Origin of the sequence: Nonomuraea sp. NPDC049646, assembly GCF_044465525.1 — a bacterium.
Classification (GTDB): Bacteria; Actinomycetota; Actinomycetes; order Streptosporangiales; family Streptosporangiaceae; genus Nonomuraea.
In genome coordinates, this window is sequence record NZ_JBITLU010000014.1 from 1 (window position 1) to 17,162 (window position 17,162).

Annotated in this window: 13 protein-coding genes and 1 pseudogene; 5 read left to right on the forward strand and 9 right to left on the reverse strand. The window is 75.4% G+C overall.

Annotated elements, in window-relative coordinates; genetic code table 11:
- The 4 genes and pseudogenes from ACIBQ8_RS34920 to ACIBQ8_RS34935 all read right to left on the reverse strand — a co-directional run.
- Positions 1-182, reverse strand: a pseudogene (locus ACIBQ8_RS34920) (hypothetical protein); the annotation flags it as partial.
- Positions 183-554: 372 nt separating this feature from the next.
- Positions 555-2,585: a M14 family zinc carboxypeptidase gene (locus ACIBQ8_RS34925; RefSeq protein WP_397194106.1), complete on the reverse strand. Its 2,031-nt coding sequence runs from the start codon at positions 2,583-2,585 to the stop codon at positions 555-557.
- A 78-nt stretch (positions 2,586-2,663) separates the two neighbouring features.
- Complete coding sequence (locus ACIBQ8_RS34930; RefSeq protein WP_397194107.1) at positions 2,664-3,593, reverse strand: alpha/beta fold hydrolase; 930 nt, start codon at positions 3,591-3,593, stop codon at positions 2,664-2,666.
- 87 nt (positions 3,594-3,680) lie between these two features.
- Positions 3,681-5,117 carry a PucR family transcriptional regulator gene (locus ACIBQ8_RS34935; RefSeq protein WP_397194108.1) on the reverse strand — a complete coding sequence of 479 codons (1,437 nt, stop codon included), beginning with the start codon at positions 5,115-5,117 and terminating at the stop codon, positions 3,681-3,683.
- A gap of 89 nt (positions 5,118-5,206) precedes the next feature.
- Between ACIBQ8_RS34935 and ACIBQ8_RS34940 the strand changes: the two genes are divergently transcribed.
- From ACIBQ8_RS34940 to ACIBQ8_RS34960, 5 genes are all read left to right on the forward strand, one after another.
- Complete coding sequence (locus tag ACIBQ8_RS34940) at positions 5,207-6,355, forward strand: DUF917 domain-containing protein (RefSeq protein WP_397194109.1); 1,149 nt, start codon at positions 5,207-5,209, stop codon at positions 6,353-6,355.
- Positions 6,352-7,668 carry a hydantoinase/oxoprolinase N-terminal domain-containing protein gene (locus ACIBQ8_RS34945; RefSeq protein WP_397194110.1) on the forward strand — a complete coding sequence of 439 codons (1,317 nt, stop codon included), beginning with the start codon at positions 6,352-6,354 and terminating at the stop codon, positions 7,666-7,668. Before ACIBQ8_RS34940 ends, ACIBQ8_RS34945 begins: the two co-directional genes overlap by 4 nt.
- Before the next feature lie 166 nt (positions 7,669-7,834).
- On the forward strand, positions 7,835-9,154 hold the full coding sequence (locus ACIBQ8_RS34950) for a purine-cytosine permease family protein (protein ID WP_397177276.1): 1,320 nt from the start codon (positions 7,835-7,837) through the stop codon (positions 9,152-9,154).
- A gap of 46 nt (positions 9,155-9,200) precedes the next feature.
- Positions 9,201-10,718: a hydantoinase/oxoprolinase N-terminal domain-containing protein gene (locus ACIBQ8_RS34955; RefSeq protein WP_397194111.1), complete on the forward strand. Its 1,518-nt coding sequence runs from the start codon at positions 9,201-9,203 to the stop codon at positions 10,716-10,718.
- On the forward strand, positions 10,711-11,775 hold the full coding sequence (locus ACIBQ8_RS34960) for a DUF917 domain-containing protein (protein ID WP_397177273.1): 1,065 nt from the start codon (positions 10,711-10,713) through the stop codon (positions 11,773-11,775). Before ACIBQ8_RS34955 ends, ACIBQ8_RS34960 begins: the two co-directional genes overlap by 8 nt.
- On the opposite strand, the gene ACIBQ8_RS34965 is transcribed toward ACIBQ8_RS34960, so the two are convergent.
- From ACIBQ8_RS34965 to ACIBQ8_RS34985, 5 genes are all read right to left on the reverse strand, one after another.
- Positions 11,745-12,032 carry a YchJ family metal-binding protein gene (locus tag ACIBQ8_RS34965; protein WP_352329658.1) on the reverse strand — a complete coding sequence of 96 codons (288 nt, stop codon included), beginning with the start codon at positions 12,030-12,032 and terminating at the stop codon, positions 11,745-11,747. The two genes, ACIBQ8_RS34960 and ACIBQ8_RS34965, sit on opposite strands and share 31 nt — an antisense overlap.
- A 173-nt stretch (positions 12,033-12,205) precedes the next feature.
- Positions 12,206-13,057 (reverse strand): NAD-dependent protein deacetylase, encoded by an 852-nt coding sequence (locus ACIBQ8_RS34970; RefSeq protein WP_397177562.1) that lies wholly within the window; start codon positions 13,055-13,057, stop codon positions 12,206-12,208.
- A gap of 82 nt (positions 13,058-13,139) precedes the next feature.
- Entirely contained in the window at positions 13,140-13,520 is a 381-nt protein-coding gene (locus tag ACIBQ8_RS34975) for a VOC family protein (RefSeq protein ID WP_397194112.1), read from the reverse strand.
- On the reverse strand, positions 13,517-15,355 hold the full coding sequence (locus tag ACIBQ8_RS34980) for an ABC transporter ATP-binding protein (protein ID WP_397194113.1): 1,839 nt from the start codon (positions 15,353-15,355) through the stop codon (positions 13,517-13,519). Before ACIBQ8_RS34980 ends, ACIBQ8_RS34975 begins: the two co-directional genes overlap by 4 nt.
- Positions 15,352-17,118 (reverse strand): ABC transporter ATP-binding protein, encoded by a 1,767-nt coding sequence (locus ACIBQ8_RS34985; protein ID WP_397194114.1) that lies wholly within the window; start codon positions 17,116-17,118, stop codon positions 15,352-15,354. Before ACIBQ8_RS34985 ends, ACIBQ8_RS34980 begins: the two co-directional genes overlap by 4 nt.
- Positions 17,119-17,162 lie beyond the last annotated feature (44 nt).

Here is a 17,162-nt window from a genome sequence, read left to right on the forward strand (position 1 = left end):
CCCGTGTCACCCGCACGACCGGAGGAGTCGTCCCAGAAATAGGACGCCGTCGTCGAACCGGCCAGCACACCCCGGCCGTTCACATCGGCATCGGCATGCGCCGGATGGGCGGCGGCACCGATCGTCAGCGCCGACAGGGCAGCGGCGGAAAGCATGGCGAAAGAACGCAGGCGAGCAGTCATCAGCAGTCTCCTTGGTGACATCGATCATCAGGGCGGCATGCGCTCGCTTGACTCAGACAAGACATGAAGGCCGTAGCCGGGCACCAACGCCATCGGTCGCTACGTGGAGCGCAAAGGGGGGCGGACCCGGGAAAGGAAGGGTCTCTCACCCGCCGATAGGTACAACACTAACCCAAGAAACGGACAAACGCAAACCTAACACCCCAAAACAGGCAAAGACCTACCGCTGAACCGTAAACCCCGGGCAAGTCACCCCAACATGGGCAAAAGCCCAGGTCACTGTCGCGGGGTGTCCGTATGCAAACCCCGGGCAACGCGCGGGCATTTCCGCCCCCCGCGGACGCCATGACCTGGGCATGAGCCGCGCGGCGGTCACGGCCTGCGGTAGTCGGCCGCCACCCCCACCAGCGAGATCAGGCCCGCGGCGAACTCCATCGCCTCGGCGTGCCCCTCCTCGAACGGCGGCTGGAAGCCGACGCCCTCCCACGTCCGCGCCGCCGGGTTCCACAGGTCGGCGCCGACCTCGAAGTCCCAGCCGTAGACGCCGTGGTCGTACCAGAGCTCGTCGGCGGAGTTGCCGGCCGCCGAGTAGAGCACGTCGGTCACCGGCCCGGTCTGCTGCGGCCAGATGACCGTGCCGCGCTCGGCGGCGATGGCCTGCTCGATGGTGCGGGCCGAGCGCATGAAGTACGCCTCCTCCTGGGCGCTCGGCCTGGGCAGCGCCACCCGGCCGTCGAGCTTGTACGCCCCGGGCGGCCACATGAAGTAGCCGCCGTAGCTGTGCACGTTCATGGCGAAGCGGATGTTGCGGTACGTCTCGGCCAGCCACATCACGTTGCGGCTCTCCGGCTCCGAGTGCTCGGCCGGACCGGCGTACGTGCCGCTCTGGCAGTTGGCCGAGGCGCCGAAGTAGCCGTCCGACAGGGAGCCGACGGCGTAGTTGCGGTTGACGTCCACGCCCCAGGTGTTGCGCTGCGCCGGGTCGGACTGCGCGGCCGGGCAGTGGTTGGTCATGTTCTTCCGCTGGCCGTTGAAGTCGTAGAAGCTGTAGTTCGCGCCGTCGGGGTTGACGGTGGGGACGATGAAGATGTCGGTGCGCTGCAGCAGCCTGCGGGTGGCGGGGTCGCGGGCGTAGTTGCGCAGCAGCCGCTCGGCGGCCTCCACGGTGGCCAGCGGCGCCACCCATTCCCTGGCGTGCTCCTGGGCGTAGGCCAGCACGCCGGTGCGCGAGCCGTCACGGTGGACGCCGACGCGCAGCGCCAGCACCCGCATGGGCTTGCGGGAGACGTCGGCGGGCGCCTTGAGCGAGTCGGTGAGCCGGGTGGCGGGGGCCGCGGCCATGACGCCGGCGCCGGGGTCGGTGCGGTAGGCGGCGGCCTTCAGCCCGGCGCCCGCGGTGGCGTTGATCGCGGCGACGACCTGGGCTGCGGTGCTGACCGGCGTGCCGGAGCCGTCGGTGGCCAGGCTCACCGTGACCTGCTTGCCGGCCACGCTCACCTGGAGCGGCCGGTCCGGCGCGCCGGGGGCGGCCAGCTCGACGGACAGGTCGTTGCCGCCCTCGGAGCCGTAGGCGTCGGAGGTGACCACGATCGCGGCGCCGGGCGGCGTGCCGATCAGCGCCTGGGCGCGGCGGCGGTAGCCGTTGGTGAGGTTGGGCAGCGGGATGACGTCGGTGAGCGACGGGTAACGCCGGTGCAGCGCCTGGATCCGCTCGTTGAGCTGGGCGGGCGGCATGTACTGGCTGACGAAGTCCGTCTGGTAGCCCGGCGCCCGGCGGTCGGGGCGCTCCCCGCCGGGCCATTCCCGGACGCGGGCCTCGGCCGTGCCGCCGGTCGCCGAGGTGACCGTGACGCGCTGCGGCTCGGCCGGCACCGGGGCCGGCGTGCTGAACTGGTGGCCCAGGTAGGCGCCGGCGTCGACGTACGGGACCATCGCGACCTGGCCGGTGGCGCCGCGGCGGCCCGTCCAGGTGGCGGTGAGGGCGGCGCTCTCGCCCGCGCTGCTGCCGGCCTCGACCGACAGGAAGTACCCGTCCCGCGACTTGTACCAGACGGCCCGTTCGATGACGATCTGGTCCTGCGCGGCGGTGGCGGACGGCGCCTGCCGGGCGGCGGGCGGCGTGCCGGCGGCCAGGCCCACGCCGATCGCCCTCAGCTCGGCGAGCTTGCCGGCCGTGACCACGGCGTCCACCTGGACGCTGCCGTCGGCCTGCGGACGCACGCGCTCGGTCAGGTCCGCGCCGGAGGCGACCAGCCGCTCCATCGCGGCCCTGTCGGGCACGGAGAGCGTGACCAGCGACGCCGGCTCGGGGTCGGCCGGCCCCGCCACCGCCGGCAGCGACGACGGCCCGGAGGCGAGGAACGTCGAGGCGACGATCATCAGGATGACTGCGGACGCCCTCAAGCCACGCATCGGCTCCTCCAGGATCACCGGTATCCCGATCATTGAAAGCCGACTTGACCCAACCGGCAAGACCCAGTTTCACCTTTCTGTGGAGGCGGCGACGTCCCGAATCGCCGTGACGACCAGGTCGGGCTGCCGGTACTGGATGTAGTGCTCGGAGGTGCCGGCCACCACCACCCGCCCGCGCGTGGACCGGGCGGCCACCCGCCGGGCCTGGTCCAGGGCGCCGCGCGGCCCGCCGGACGGGATGACGACCACGACCGGCGGGCCGCCCGCCTCCTGCGCCGTCCCGGCGACCTCCGCCGCGCTGTCCAGCGAGGCCCACGCCTCGGCCCTGGCCGCGGCCATGCTGCCCGGCCCGTAGACGACGGGGGCGGCGGCGCGGGCCGCCGGGGTGGCGTCGCCGGGCACCAGGAGACCGCCGGCCAGCCGGAGCAGGCCGATCCTGGCCAGCGCCTGGTTGACGGTGAGCTGGGCGGCCATCAGCGGCCGGGACACCCGCATGGCCGCCACCGCCTCCTCGTCGGTGGCGTCGATCAGCACCAGGCCCGCCGTCACGTCGGGGTACCGCGCGGCGAACAGGCGGACGATCTGGCCGCCGTAGGAGTGCCCGGCCAGGACGTACGGGCCGGGCTCGCCCGCGGCGGCGAGCAGCGCGCGCAGCTCCCCCGCCGCCCGGCCCGCCGTGCGCGGCCCGGGACCCTCCTCGCTCCAGGCGTAGCCGGCCCGGTCGTAGGAGCACACGCGCAGCCCGGCCGACAGCCGCCGCTGGACCTCCTCCCAGCTCGCGCTGGACTCGACCAGGCCCGCCTCCAGCACCACCACCGGGCCGCCGGAACCCGTGCAGCGCAGGTGCAGGCGGTGGCCGCCGACGTCCACCAGGCGGCCCGGGGGCGGGTGGCGGGTGGCGTCGCCGCGCCGGGCGGCCGTCTCGTAGCCGAGCCCCGCGCAGGCTGCCACCAGCACCAGCCCCGCACACCAGGCGGCCAGCCGCCGCACTCTCGTCATGCCGTCGAATCTAGGGATCCGGCCGCCGGGTTTCCTCGTCCTGGCGGGCGAACGCGGGATGGGAGCGGGGTCCCGGAAGGCGGTCCTTCAGCGGGAGGAGGCCGCCCGGCAGGCAAGCTGGAGGGCCAGGCGCTGCCGCGGGTCGGCTAGGTCGGCCTGGAGCAGGCTCTCGATGCGCCGCACGTTCCTGCTGACGGCGTTGCGGTGCAGGTGCAGCTCCTCGGCGGCGCGGGCGGGCGAGCCGTTGTGGTCGAGGTAGGCACGCAGGATGGCCAGCAGGTGGGCGGCCCGCTCGCCGCCGAGGTCGAGGATCGGCTGCAGCAGCTCCCTGACGGCGTGCTGGGCGGCGTCGGAGGCGTACCACTCCTCCAGCATGCGGTCGAGGCCGGCCAGGTCGTAGGTGGCCAGCGGCAGGGTGCTGCGGCGCAGGGCCGTACGCGCCTCGGAGGCGGAGGTGCGCAGGCCGAGCAGGCCCTGGTGGGCGGTGCTGACCCCGCAACGCAGCTCGGCGCCCGCCGGGCGGACCCGTTCCAGCAGGCGGGCGGCGTCGCGCACGGCCTCGCGCAGGCCCGCCCTGCCCTGGTCGCGCCGCTGGCTGCGGACCACGACGAGCGCATCGCCGGCGAGCGCGGCGTTCCAGGCGGCGCCGCCCAGCTCGCGGGCCGCGCGCACGGCCCGCGAGGCGGCGGTCTCCAGCAGGGCGTAGCGTTCCTGGCCGCCGTCGGCCGCGCCGTCGGCGCCGGTGTCCTGGGTCTTGGCGGGGTCCTTCGCGGGTTCCAGGCGCAGGACGACGTGCCAGTCGTCGATCGGCAGGCCGAGGGCCCTGGCGCGGGGGGCCAGCTCCTGGGCCTGGTTCTCGGGGGCGACCAGCAGCTCGGTGAGGAGCTGGGCGCGGGACCGTCCGGGCAGCTCGTCGGAGGGGCCAGCGGCGGCGGCCAGGGCGGCGACCCTGAGCACGATCCCGGCGGCCAGGTCGAAGTGCGTGCCGGCGGGCCCGCCGTCCTGGGCGGTGAACGCGCCGCCGTCGGCCCGGACGGGACGGCCCAGCGCGGCGCCGGCCGCCTCGGCGATGCGCTCCGGGACGCCGCCCGCCGCCGTCACGGCCTCGGCGGCGCGCGCCGTACGGACCAGCGCCTCGGCGGCGTCGCCCGCGATGGCCCGGTCGATGGCCACCACCAGCTCCGCCAGGTCCCCGCCGGCCGCCAGCAGCGCGACCCCGCCCCGCTCGGCCAGCGCGGCGGCGCTCCGGTCGACCGCGGCCTCCAGGGCCTCCAGTGCCGGCCCGGACTCCGCGGTGAGCACGAGCGCCACGGCTGCGGCCGCGGCGGCGTCGCGCAGCGCGACGTCGAGCCGGTAGCCGGCCGCCTGCCGCGCGGCCACGCCGGTCAGGACCAGCACCGACCCCGGCGGCTGGCCCGCGATCCCGCCCAGGTCCTCCACCAGGCGCACGCCCGAGGCCGCCGCCGGCACCGCCGGCCCGGCCAGCCGGCGTACGGCGGGACGCAGCTCTTCCAGCAGAAACATGCCATCAGTGTGCCATCGGCACCCGAAGCCCGGCAAAAAGGTGCGGCGGGAACATCCCTCTCGACCTGCGGCTTCGTAACCTCGACAGCATGGACATCGACACCGGGCTGCTGCCCGCCTTCGCCCGCGGCTGCGCCGTGCTGGGCTCGGGCGGCGGCGGTCCCGTGACCATCGCCCGCGCCGCGGCGCTGCAGGCGCTGGAGGACCACGGGCCGGTACGCGTCGTGCAGCCCGCCGAGCTGGACCCCGAGCTGCTGGTCATGCCTGTGGGCACCGCGGGCTCCTCGGCCGTCATGTCCGAGCGCGTCGGCGGCACCGACGAGCCCGTCTACCTGCGCGACAAGATCGAGGAGCTGTACGGCGCGCCCGTCGGCGCGGTGCTGGCCAGCGAGATCGGCGGCGCGAACGGCTGCCTGGCGGTGGCCTGGGCGGCCCGCGTCGGCCTGCCGCTGGTGGACGCCGACGGCATGAGCCGCGCCTTCCCCCGCATGGACCAGACGGTGATGCAGCTGCGCGGCATCGCGCCCACCCCGGCCGTGCTGTGCGACGAGCGCGGCCGGACCGTCGTCGTCGACCGGGTGACCGGCGGCTGGCTGGAACGGCTGGTACGGGCGTCGCTGGAGGCGTTCGGCGGCCAGGTCGCGACCAGCGAGTACATCATGCGCGGCGACCAGGTGGCCGGCGCCACCGCGCTCGGGTCGGTCACCCGCGCCGTGCGCCTCGGGACGCGGCTGCCCGACCCGCTGGTCACCGGCAAGGTCGCGGAGACGTCCGGGTCGATCCTGGTCGAAGGGCTCGGGTACGACCAGGGGCGGCTGGTCCGCGTCCAGGCGGGCAGCGAGTTCCTGGCCGTCGTCGAGGACGGCGTGCCGCTGGCTGTGGTGCCCGACGTGATCGCGATGCTGGACACGCGTACGGGCGAGGTCGTGCAGGCCGAGCAGGTCCGGTACGGGCTGCGGGTCAGCCTGGTGCGCGTCCCCTGCGACCCGGTCTGGCACACCCCGGAGGGGCTGCGGCTGGCCGGGCCCGCCGCGTTCGGTCTCACGGGCCTTCCCGCCCCTCCCCCACCGCAGGCGCCCCCTGCCCCCGCGACGCCGGGAACCCCGGCGGGCACGGCCTTCAGCCCCTCCCCCACCGAATCCACGGGGTCCACGGGGTCCACGGGGTCCATCGGGTCCACCGAGTCCACCGCATCCACCCGGCCTTCCGGGCCCGCCGGGCGGGAGGCGGGGGCGTGAGGGCCGGGGTGGACGTCGGGCCGACCAACACCGACGCGGCCGTCGTCGCCGACGACGGCCGGGTGCTGGCCACCGTCAAGATCGCGTCGATCCCCGGCGACCCGGTGGCCGGCGTGCGCGCCGCGCTGGAACGCCTGCCGATGGACGGCGAGCCGGCCCAGGTCGCCGTCGGCCTGCGGGGCGCCGCCACCGCCGTGACCAGGCGGTCCGGGCTGCGCAAGGTGGCCGTGCTGCGCATCGCGGGCGTGTCGGCGACCGCGGTGCGCCCGCTGTCCGGCTGGCCGCCCGACCTGCGCGCCGCGGTGAACGCCGGCACCGCCGTCGTGGACGGCGGCGGCGGACTCGACCGCGAGGACCGCACGCCTCTCGACCGCGACGCCGTGGCCCGCTTCGCCGCGGGCGTGGCCGGCACCGCGCAGGCCGTCGCCGTCGCGGGCCTGTTCTCGCCCCTGGACGGCGAGCAGGAGCGCGAGGCGGCCGAGATCGTCCGGGCGGAGCTGGGCGAGGGCGTGCCGATCGCGCTGTCGGCCGATCTCGGCTCGCTCGGCCTGCTGGAACGCGAGAACGCGACCGTGCTGGACGCCGCCCTGTCGGGGTTCGCGGGCGCGGTCTCCGGCGGGCTGGCCACCGCGCTGTCCGGCCTGTGCCCGGGGGCGGCGGTGTTCGTGACGCGCGGCGACGGCACGCTGATGAGCCTGGAGCACCTGGCCCGCCATCCCGGCCTCAGCCTGGGCAGCGGCCCGGCGAGCGTGCTGCGCGGCGCCGGCGCGCTGACCGGGCTCGGTGACGCGGTGGTCGCCGACGTGGGCGCCACCCGCGTCCGCGTCGGCGTGCTGGCCGGCGGGTATCCGGAGGAGGCCGTGGGCGGCGCGGACATCGGCGGCGTGCCCGTCGGGCTGCGCATCCCCGGGCTGATCAGGGTGCCGCGGCCGGTCGATCCGACCGAGCTGGCCGAGGCCGTGGACCGGCTGCAGCCGGGCGCCGGGCTGCTGCCGCTCGTGGTCGTGGGCGGCGGGGAGCACGCCGTGCCGGAGGGGCTGCATCCCGAGCACGGGCCGGCGGCCGGCGCCATCGGCGCGGCGGTCAGCCCGGTCGGCGGCCAGTACGAGCGCATCGTCCGCCTGCCCGACCGCTCGGCGCTGGCGGCGGCGCTCGAACCCGTCGCGGAGGAGGCCAGGGCGGCGGCCGTGCGCGCCGGGGCCGATCCGCGGCGGGTGCGGGTCATCGGCGTGGAGGAGATCCCGCTCGCCTACCTGCCCGGCCCGTTCGTCCGGCTGCGCGCCCGCGCCGCCGGGCCGCCCTCCCTCCTGTGACCCCCGCCCTGAGGCCCCCGCCCTGAGACCAGCCCCGTGACCAGCCCTGAGATCAGACCCAGGACCAGCCCCGTGACCAGCCCCGTGACCAGCTCTGTGACCGCCTGCTCGTGAGCCTCCGCTCGTGAGCCCCCACCACGACCCCCCGACGCGAAGGAAGACCACCATGACCGACTCCGACTACCCGCTGGAGCGGGTGCCGCAGGCCGCCCGCTACTCCTGGTTCAACGTGGCCGTGCAGCGGTTCGGCCAGCTCTCCGACCTGACGCAGTTCCTGCTGGGCGCCACGCTCGGCGCCGGGCTGTCGTTCTGGGGGGCGTTCTGGGCGTTCACGCTCGGCTCGGTGATCCTGGAGGTGGTGTGCATCTTCGTCGGCATCGCCGGGATGCGCGAGGGCCTGTCCACCTCCATGCTGGCCCGCTGGACGGGCTTCGGCCGGTACGGCTCCACGATCATCGGCGTGATCATCGCCCTGAGCCTGTTCGGCTGGTTCGGCGTGCAGACCGCGGTCTTCGCCTCGGGCCTGCACTCGATCATGTCCTGGCTGCCGCTCTGGGTGTGGGCCATGATCGCGGGCATCGGCGTGACGCTGCTGGTCATCCGGGGGTTCAAGGCGATGGGGATGACGGCGTTCATCACCGTGCCGGCGTTCCTGGGCCTGGCCGGCTGGGCGATGTGGGTGGAAATTTCGCGACATGACCTGGGGTCGCTGGTGGCCTCGCCGCCGTTCGGCGAGCCGATCAGCATCGCGACCGGCGCCACCATCGTGGCCGGCTCCTACATCATCGGCGCGGTGACCACGCCCGACATGACCAGGTTCAACCGCAACACCGGCGACGTCGTCAAGCAGACCCTCGTCGGCATCTCCCTCGGCGAGTACGTGCTCGGCCTGGCCGGCGTGCTGCTGGCCTACGCGGTCAAGTCCTCGGACGTCATCGCGATCATCACGGCCTCCTCCGGCGTGATCGGCGTCATCGTCCTCATCTCGGCCACCGTGAAGATCAACAACTGGAACCTGTACTCCGCCGCGCTCGGCCTGCTCAACGCCGTGGAGTCGACGATCGGCGTGCGGCTGAACCGGGTCGCCGTCACCGTGGGCATCGGCGTGCTGGGCAGCGTGCTGGCCGCCGCCGGGATCCTGGAGCGCTTCACCGACTTCCTGCTGATCCTCGGCGTCATCACGCCGCCGGTGGCCGGGATCATGGTCGCCGAGTACTTCATCGTGCGGCGCTGGCGTCCGGTGCTGGACGCCTCCCGCGCCACCGGCACGCTGCCCGAGACCGAGCCGACGTGGGTGCCCGCCACGCTGGTCATCTGGGCCGCCGCCGCGCTGGTCGGCTGGCTCAGCGACCACTACCAGTGGATCGGCATCCCCGCCCTGAACTCCCTGATCCTCGCGGGCCTCGGCTACGTCGTCGCGGGCCGGCTCGGCCTGGTCCGCGGCACCCGCGAGGTCCCCGTCGAGCGGCCCGCGCTCACCGTCTGAGAGTCGCGCGGCCCGCGCTCACCGTCTGAGAAGAGAGTCCTCCTTCATGCGTATCGGCATCGACGTGGGCGGCACCAACACCGACGCCGCCCTCATCGGCGACGACGGCCAGGTGCTGGCCACCGTCAAGTCCCCCACCACCGCGGACGTCACGGGCGGCGTCGCCGCCGCCCTGGCCGGCCTGGGAGCCACCCGGGTGTCCGCGGTGATGATCGGCACCACCCACTTCGTCAACGCCCTGGTGGAGGCCGCCCGGCTGGAGCCCGTCGCGGCCGTCCGGCTCGGCCTGCCCGCCACCGCCGCGCTGCCGCCGCTGGTGGACTGGCCCGACCGCCTGCGCCGGGCGGTCGAGGGCGCGGTCTACCTGTGCCACGGCGGCTGCGAGTACGACGGCGCCCCCGTCTCCCCCCTCGACCCGGACGAGCTGCGCGGCGTCGCCGCCGACATCAGGCGGCGCGGCCTGCGCACGGTCGCGATCTCCTCGGTGTTCTCCCCGGTCAGCGACGCCCACGAGCGCGAGGCCGCGCGGATCCTGGCCGCCGAGCTGGGCCCCGATGTGCACCTGTCGCTGTCCTGCGAGATCGGCCGGGTCGGCCTGCTGGCCAGGGAGAACGCCACGATCGTGAACGCCGCCCTGCGCCCGCTGGCCGGCCGGACCGTGGCCGCCTTCGGCGAGGCGCTGCGGGTGGCCGGGATCGAGGCGCCGCTGTTCCTGTCCCAGAACGACGGCACCCTCATGGACGTGGACCAGGCCCGCCGCTACCCGGTGGCCACCTTCGCGTCGGGGCCGACGAACTCGATGCGCGGCGCGGCGTACCTGTCGGGGCTGACCGACTGCGCGGTGGTGGACATCGGCGGCACCACGTCCGACGTGGGCATCCTGGTCGGCGGGTTCCCGCGCGAGGCCGCAGGGGAGGCGCTGGTCGCCGAGGTGCGCACCAACTTCCGCATCCCCGACGTGCTGTCGATCGGCATCGGCGGCGGCTCCCTGGTCGCCGAGGACGGCACCACCGGCCCGCGCAGCGTCGGCTACCGGCTGACCGAGGAGGCGCTGGTGTTCGGCGGCGGCACGCTGACCGCCACCGACCTGGCCGTGGCCGCCGGGCTGGCCGACATCGGCGACCGCGACAGGGTCGCGCACGTCGACCCGCAGCGCCCGCTCAAGCTCATCGCCGAGCGCGTCTCGGAGGCGGTCGACCGCATGCGCACCTCGTCCGCGCCGCTGCCCGTCGTGCTGGTCGGCGGCGGCAGCGTGCTCATCCAGGAGCTGCCCGGCTTCGACGACGTGCGCCGCCCGGCGCACTTCGAGGTGGCCAACGCGGTCGGCGCGGCCATCGCCCAGGTCGGCGGCGAGGTGGACCGGGTCTTCTCCGGCCCGCGCGAGCGCATCCTGGAGGAGGCCAAGAGCGAGGCGATCATCCGCGCCGAGCGCGGCGGCGCCCGCGCGGGCAGCGTGCGGATCGTGGACGTGGAGGAGCTGCCGCTCGCCTACCTGCCCGGCGACGCCACCCGGATCAGGGTGAAGGCCGTCGGCGACCTGGACCTGGAGAAGATCGATGCGTGAGATCGGAATCGACCGGCTGGACGACATGGCGCGCGGCGCCGGGATCCTCGGCACCGGCGGCGGCGGCGACCCGTACGTGGGCAAGCTGCTGGCCCGCGAGGCCATCCGCAGGCACGGTCCGGTGCCGCTGGTGGCCATCGACGAGGTGCCCGCGGACGCGACCGTCGTGGCCGTCTCGGGCATGGGGGCGCCGACCGTGCTGCTGGAGAAGCTGCCGGCGGGCACCGAGGAGCTGACCGCGCTGCGCGCCCTGGAGGCGGTGCTCGGCCGTCCGGCCACGCACATCGTGCCCATCGAGGTCGGCGGGGTGAACTCGATGATCCCGATCGCCGCCGCCGCCCAGGCGGGCCTGCCGATCGTGGACGGCGACGCGATGGGCCGCGCCTTCCCCGAGGCGCAGATGGTGCTGCCGACGCTGATCGGCGTGCCGAACACGCCGATGGCGCTGGCCGACGACAAGGGCAACACGCTGGTGCTGGAGACGGTGTCCAACGTGTGGGCCGAGCGCCTGGCCAGGGCGGCGTGCGTGCAGATGGGCTGCCAGGTCTCCTGCGCCGACACCGTCATGCGCGGCGACCAGCTGCGCGACGGTCTCGTGCCGGCCACGCTGACGCTGGCCGAGGACCTGGGCCGGGCCGTGCGGCTGGCCCGCGCCGGGCACGCCGACCCGGTGGCGGCGGCCCTGGACGTGCTGGGCGGCCTGAAGCTGTTCACCGGCAAGGTGGTGGACGTCGAGCGCCGCACCACCGGCGGCTTCGCCCGCGGCCAGGCCCGCCTGGAGGGCACCGGCACGCTGGAGCTCAGCTTCCAGAACGAGCACCTGCTGGCCCGCCGGGACGGCGAGATCGTGGCCACCACGCCCGACCTGATCTGCGTGCTGGACACCGACTCGGGCGAGCCGGTCACCACCGAGGCCATGCGCTACGGCCTGCGCGTCACGGTCATCGGCGTGCCGTGCGACCCGCGCTGGGCCTCGCCGGGCGGGCTGGAGCTGGCCGGGCCGCGGTACTTCGGCTACGACTGCGACTACCGGCCGCTGGCCACGACCCCGGCGTAGACCCAGCGTCCGTCGAGCCGGACGAACCTGCTGTGCTCGTCGAGCACGCCCGGCACCCGCCGGTTGACGAAGTGGGCGCGGAACCGCACGGTGCCCTCGGTGTGGACGGGGCTGCCGCCGGTGCTCTCCAGCACCTCCAGCTCCGTCCACGCGACCTTCCTGTCGAGGTCGAGGCGGGCGGGGCGGTCGGCGGGATGCCAGGTGGCCATGAGGTAGGCCTCGTCGCCCACGGCGAACGCGCTGAACCTGGACCGCATGAGCGACTCCGCGGTGGGGGCCGACCCCTCACCGCGGTGGTATCTCCCGCAGCAGTCCGCGTAGGACGCGGGCAGACCGCAGGGGCATGGACGAGGAGGCATGCCCCCCATTGTGCCGCCCCGATGCCGGTCCCGTGCCGCCCTTGCGGCCCCCGGGGGTGCGCGCTGTGGGGTCAGAGGCGGGCGGCCAGCGCGGTCAGGGTCGCCCCGAGCGGGGCGTCGAGCAGGAGCGCGGCGTCGGCGTCGGCGCCGGTCGGGCCCTGGTTGACGATGGCGACGGGCAGCCCCAGCTCGGCGGCCCTGGTGACGAAGCGCAGCCCCGACCTGATCGCCAGCGACGACCCCAGCACGAGCAGCGAGCGCGCCCCGCCCACGAGCGCGAAGCACTCCGCCACCCGATCCCTCGGCACGTTCTCGCCGAAGAAGATCACGTCAGGTTTGAGCAGGCCGCCGCAGGAGCGGCAGTCGACCACCTGGAACCCGGCGACCTGGGCGTCGGTGAGGGCGGCGTCGCCGTCGGGGTTGACGCGGCCCTCGGCGGCCCAGCGCGGGTTGGCCGCGCTGAGGCGGCGCTCCAGCTCGGCGCGCGGGGTGCGTTCGCGGCACGACAGGCACACGACGCGGTCGAGGCCGCCGTGCAGCTCGATCACCCGGCGCGCCCCGGCGGCCTGGTGGAGGCCGTCGACGTTCTGGGTGACGATGCCGGCCAGCAGGCCGCGCCGCTCCAGCTCGGCCACCGCGCGGTGGCCGGCGTTGGGTGCGGCCCGGCCGATCTGCCGCCAGCCGACGTGGCTGCGCGCCCAGTAGCGCCGCCGCGCCTCGGCGCTGCCGGTGAAGCGCTGGTACGTCATCGGCTCGGCGCGCCGGGCCCGCCCGGTCGGGCCCCGGTAGTCGGGAATGCCCGACTCGGTGGACAGCCCGGCCCCGCTGAGCACCACGACACCGCCCCCGGCCACCAGCTCGGCCAGCCGGGCGACGCCGGACACACCGGCCAGAACGGCCGCAGTCTCTCCCACACCCTCCATCATGCCCGCTCAGAGGCAGTGGCCGAGCTCGCCGAGGCCGCCCGCTCAGAGGTGGTGACGCAGCTCGGCCAGGTGGGGCCGCTCAGAGGTAGTTGCTGAGCTCGACCAGGTTCCCGTCGGGGTCCCGCAGGTAGACGCTCCTGATGGGGCCGAGCGCTCCGGTCCGCTCCACCGGGCCCTCCTCGATCCCGACGCCGTGGCGGGCCAGCTCGTCCATGACCGTCTCGACGGGGTCGGCGGTGATCAGGCACAGGTCGGCGCTGCCCGGCACGGGCCGGGCCGCCTTCGGCTCGAACTCGCGTCCCGCCTGGTGCAGGTTGATCTTGCTCTGCCCGAACGCCAGCGCCTGCCGCCCCTCGCCGAACGTCACCGCCTCCATCCCCAGCACCGCGGTGTAGAAGCGCACCGCGGCCTCGACGTCGGCGACGGTCAGCACCAGGTGGTCCAGGCGGTCGATCCTCATGTGGTCCCTCGTTCCTCGATCGGTTCTGCGTTCCATATTCTGCGCATCTCGGGACACGTCCCCAGCAGCTCCCCCAGCGGCCCGCGGCCCGCGACGCGGCCGCGGTCGAGGACGACCACCTGGTCGGCGCGTTCGAGCGCGGCCCGGCGGGAGGAGACCACCAGCAGCGTGGCGGGGCCGTGCCGGGCGACGCGCTCCCACAGCAGGTTCTCGGTCCCGACGTCCAGGGCGGACGACACGTCGTCCACGACGAGCAGGTCCGGGGCGCGGACCAGGGCGCGGGCGGCGGTGGCGCGCTGCACCTGGCCGCCCGACAGGCGCACGCCCCGGGGGCCGACGACGGTCTCCAGGCCGTCCGGCATGGCGGCCAGGTCGTCCTCGAAGGCGGCCAGCTCCAGGGCGCGGGCCAGGTCGGCGTCGTCCGCGGGCAGGCCGAGGAGCAGGTTCTCGCGCAGGGTCTCGGAGAACAGGCGCGGGATCTGGCTCGCGTACGCCGCCCGTCCCGGCACGAGGAACGCGCCGGGGTCGGTCACCGGGCGGCCGTTCCAGGTGATCGTCCCGGCGTCCAGGGGGAGCAGGCCGAGCAGGGCGCGCACGAGCGTGGTCTTGCCCGCGCCGACGGCCCCGGTGACGACGGTGAACGTGCCGCGCCGCAGCGTCAGGTCCACGTCGTGCACCCCGCGCCCACCGGGGTGCCGCACGCTCAGCCCGCGCGCTTCCAGCACCTCCAGCGCCGTCGGCCCGGCCGCCCCCTCGCCGCGCCGCGACGGCTCAGCCGGAGGGGGGAGGCGGGGAGCGGGGCTGGCGGGCGCCCCGTCCGCAGGCGCGAGCGGGGCGGGGTGGACGCGGGTCAGGTCGGAGGTGCCCTGGTGGGGGGCGAGCAGGGCGGTCAGGCGTCCGGCGGAGACGTCCGCTCGGGGCAGGCGGTACAGGACGGAGCCGATGGTGCGCGGCAGCGCGGTCAGCCAGCCGACGTAGCTGGTGAACAGCGCGAGGTCGCCCACGGTGAACTCGCCGCGCCGCATCGCCCCGGCGGCCAGCAGCAGCACGACGCCGACGCCCAGCTCGACCGTGGTGCCGGTGGCGGCCTCCAGCAGGTCGGTGGCCAGGCGGCTGCGTACGGCGGCGTCCCGGCGGCGGGCGTTGAGCGCGCGCAGGCGGTCCAGCGCGGCCCGCTCGGCCCCGGCCGTCTTCAGCACGAGCACGCCGCCGAACAGCTCGCCGACGAAGGCCGTCACGCCCGCGCCCAGCTCCCTGGCCCGCTGGTGCCGCCGTCTGACCACCCGTCCCATGAGCCTGCTCAGCACGCCGATCGCGAGCATCGGCACGACCAGCGTCACCGTGACGACGGGGTCGATCGAGACCATGACCGCCAGCGCCGCCCCGCCGAACAGCACGCCTCCGGCCAGGGGGACCGACTCGTCGGCGAGCTCGACCAGCTCGGCCACGTCGTCGCGCAGCCGGGCCAGCGACTCGCCCGGGGAGCGCGGCAGCCGGGCGGCGACCGGGCCGCGCGCGGTCAGCACCGAGCCCAGCACGTTGGCGCGCAGCAGCGTGGCCGCCGCGTCCCACCAGCAGGAGCCGTAGGACCAGGCGAACAGCAGGACGATCCCGCGGACCAGCTCGACGCCCGCGAACGCCGCGCACAGCCACAACGACTGCCGCAACGTCGCCGGGCTGTGCCCGCTGATCTGGTCGAAGAGCTGCCGCAGCACGAGACCGCCGCCGAGCGGCAGCACGTGGACCGGCAGCCACAGCAGGATCTGCAGCACGTACAGGCGCACGTCGAAGCCGATCAGGCGGCCCGCCACGCCCAGGGCCCGGCGGGCGCTCACCGGCTCACCCCCGCGGCGTCCAGGAGCCGGCCGAACCTGCTGGCGGGGTCGGCGGCCAGGTCGGCGCGGCGGCCGTACTCGACGAGCTTGCCGCGTTCCAGCACGGCGATCTTGTCCACGTGCGCCAGCGAGGAGAGCCGGTGCGCGATGAGCACGCCGGTCCGCCCGTCCAGCAGCCGCCGTACGCCGTCCTCGACGTGCCGTTCTGTGGCCGGGTCGAGCCTGCTGGACGCCTCGTCCAGGATCACCAGGCCGGGGTCGGCCAGGAAGGCCCGCGCGAAGGCGAGCAACTGGGCCTCCCCCGCCGACAGGCCGCCCGGCTCGCCGTCGAGCCCGCCGGGCAGCGCGGCCAGCCGGCCCCCGAGCCCCACCCCGTCCAGCACCTCCAGCAGGCGGGCGTCGTCGTGGGCGGAGGTCAGGGCGCCGAACAGGGTGAGGTTGTCGCGGACGCTGCCGTCGAACAGCCGGACGTCCTGGGTGACCACGCCGACCCGGCGGCGCAGCGACTCGGGGTCGCACTCGCGCAGGTCGAGGCCGCCGATCTCGACCGTGCCGCCGGTCGGGTCGTACAGGCGCAGCAGCAGCTTGGCGAGGGTGGTCTTGCCGCTGCCGGTGCGTCCCACCAGGCCCAGGCGTTCGCCGGGGGCCAGGGTGAGGGTGATGCCCGACAGCGCGCTCTCGCCGTCGTCGGGGTAGGCGAAGCTCACGTCGTCCAGGCGCAGGCCGAGCGCGCCCGAGGCGGGCAGCGGCCGGGGCGCGGCGTGGACGGGCAGCGCGGGCCGCTCGGCCAGCAGGGAGCCGATGCGGGCGAACCCGGCCAGCGCCCCCTGGAACTGCCTGAGCTGGTCGATCAGCCGCTCGAACGGCGTGCGGATCATCAGGGTGTACTGGAAGAGCAGCACGGCGGTGCCGACCGTGAGCGCCCCGGCGTCCAGCAGCCAGGCGGCCAGGGCGAGTATCAGCGCGGTCCCGGCCGCGAACGCCACGTTGGTGGCCGCGAGCAGGCCGCCCGCGATGCGCGAGCCGTGCCACTCGGCGCGGAACCAGGCCGCGGCGACCTGGTGGAAGCGGCCGAGCGCGTGCCGGCCCGCGCCGTTGGCCCGCAGGTCCTCGGCCCCGGCCAGCCGCTCTTCGAGGTGGCCGTAGAGCGCGGCGCTCGCCTCCCGCGACCGGGTCGCCGACGGCACGGCGAGCCGCTGCGCGCCCGCCATGGCGAGGCCGGTCAGCAGGCAGTAGGCCAGGAGCGCCGCGCCCAGCCGCCAGTCGACGGCGAGCACGACGGCGAGCACGCCGGCCAGCAGCAGCAGCCCGGCCACGACGTCGAGCACGAAGGCCACGACGAAGTCGGCCACGGCCGCCACGTCGCCGTCGACGCGTTCGATCAGCTCGCCGGGCGAGTGGCGGGCGTGGAAGGCCAGGTCGAGGCCGAGCGCGTGCCCGGCCAGGTGTTCGCGCAGGCGGTTGGTGCCGTCCCAGGCCAGGCGGCCGGCGAGCCAGGCGGCGGCCATGCGGGCCGCCTGACCGGCGGCGGCCAGGCCGAGATATCCGAGCGCGATGACGATCAGGTGGCGCAGCCCGGCGCCGGCGACGGCGTCGTCGACGAAGCGGCGGGTGACGTGCGGCGCGGCCAGCGGCAGCGCGGTGGCCGCGGCGGTGGCGGCGCCCAGCGCGAGCGCGGCGCGCGGGGCCGGCCGCAGGTGGCGCAGGGCCTGCCGGGCGGGGCTAGTTACATGCGGACGTGTCCTGGTGAGCGGGGATCTCAAGAAGCGTCATGCCCTCTGGATAGGTGGGTGTCCTGTGCTGGGAG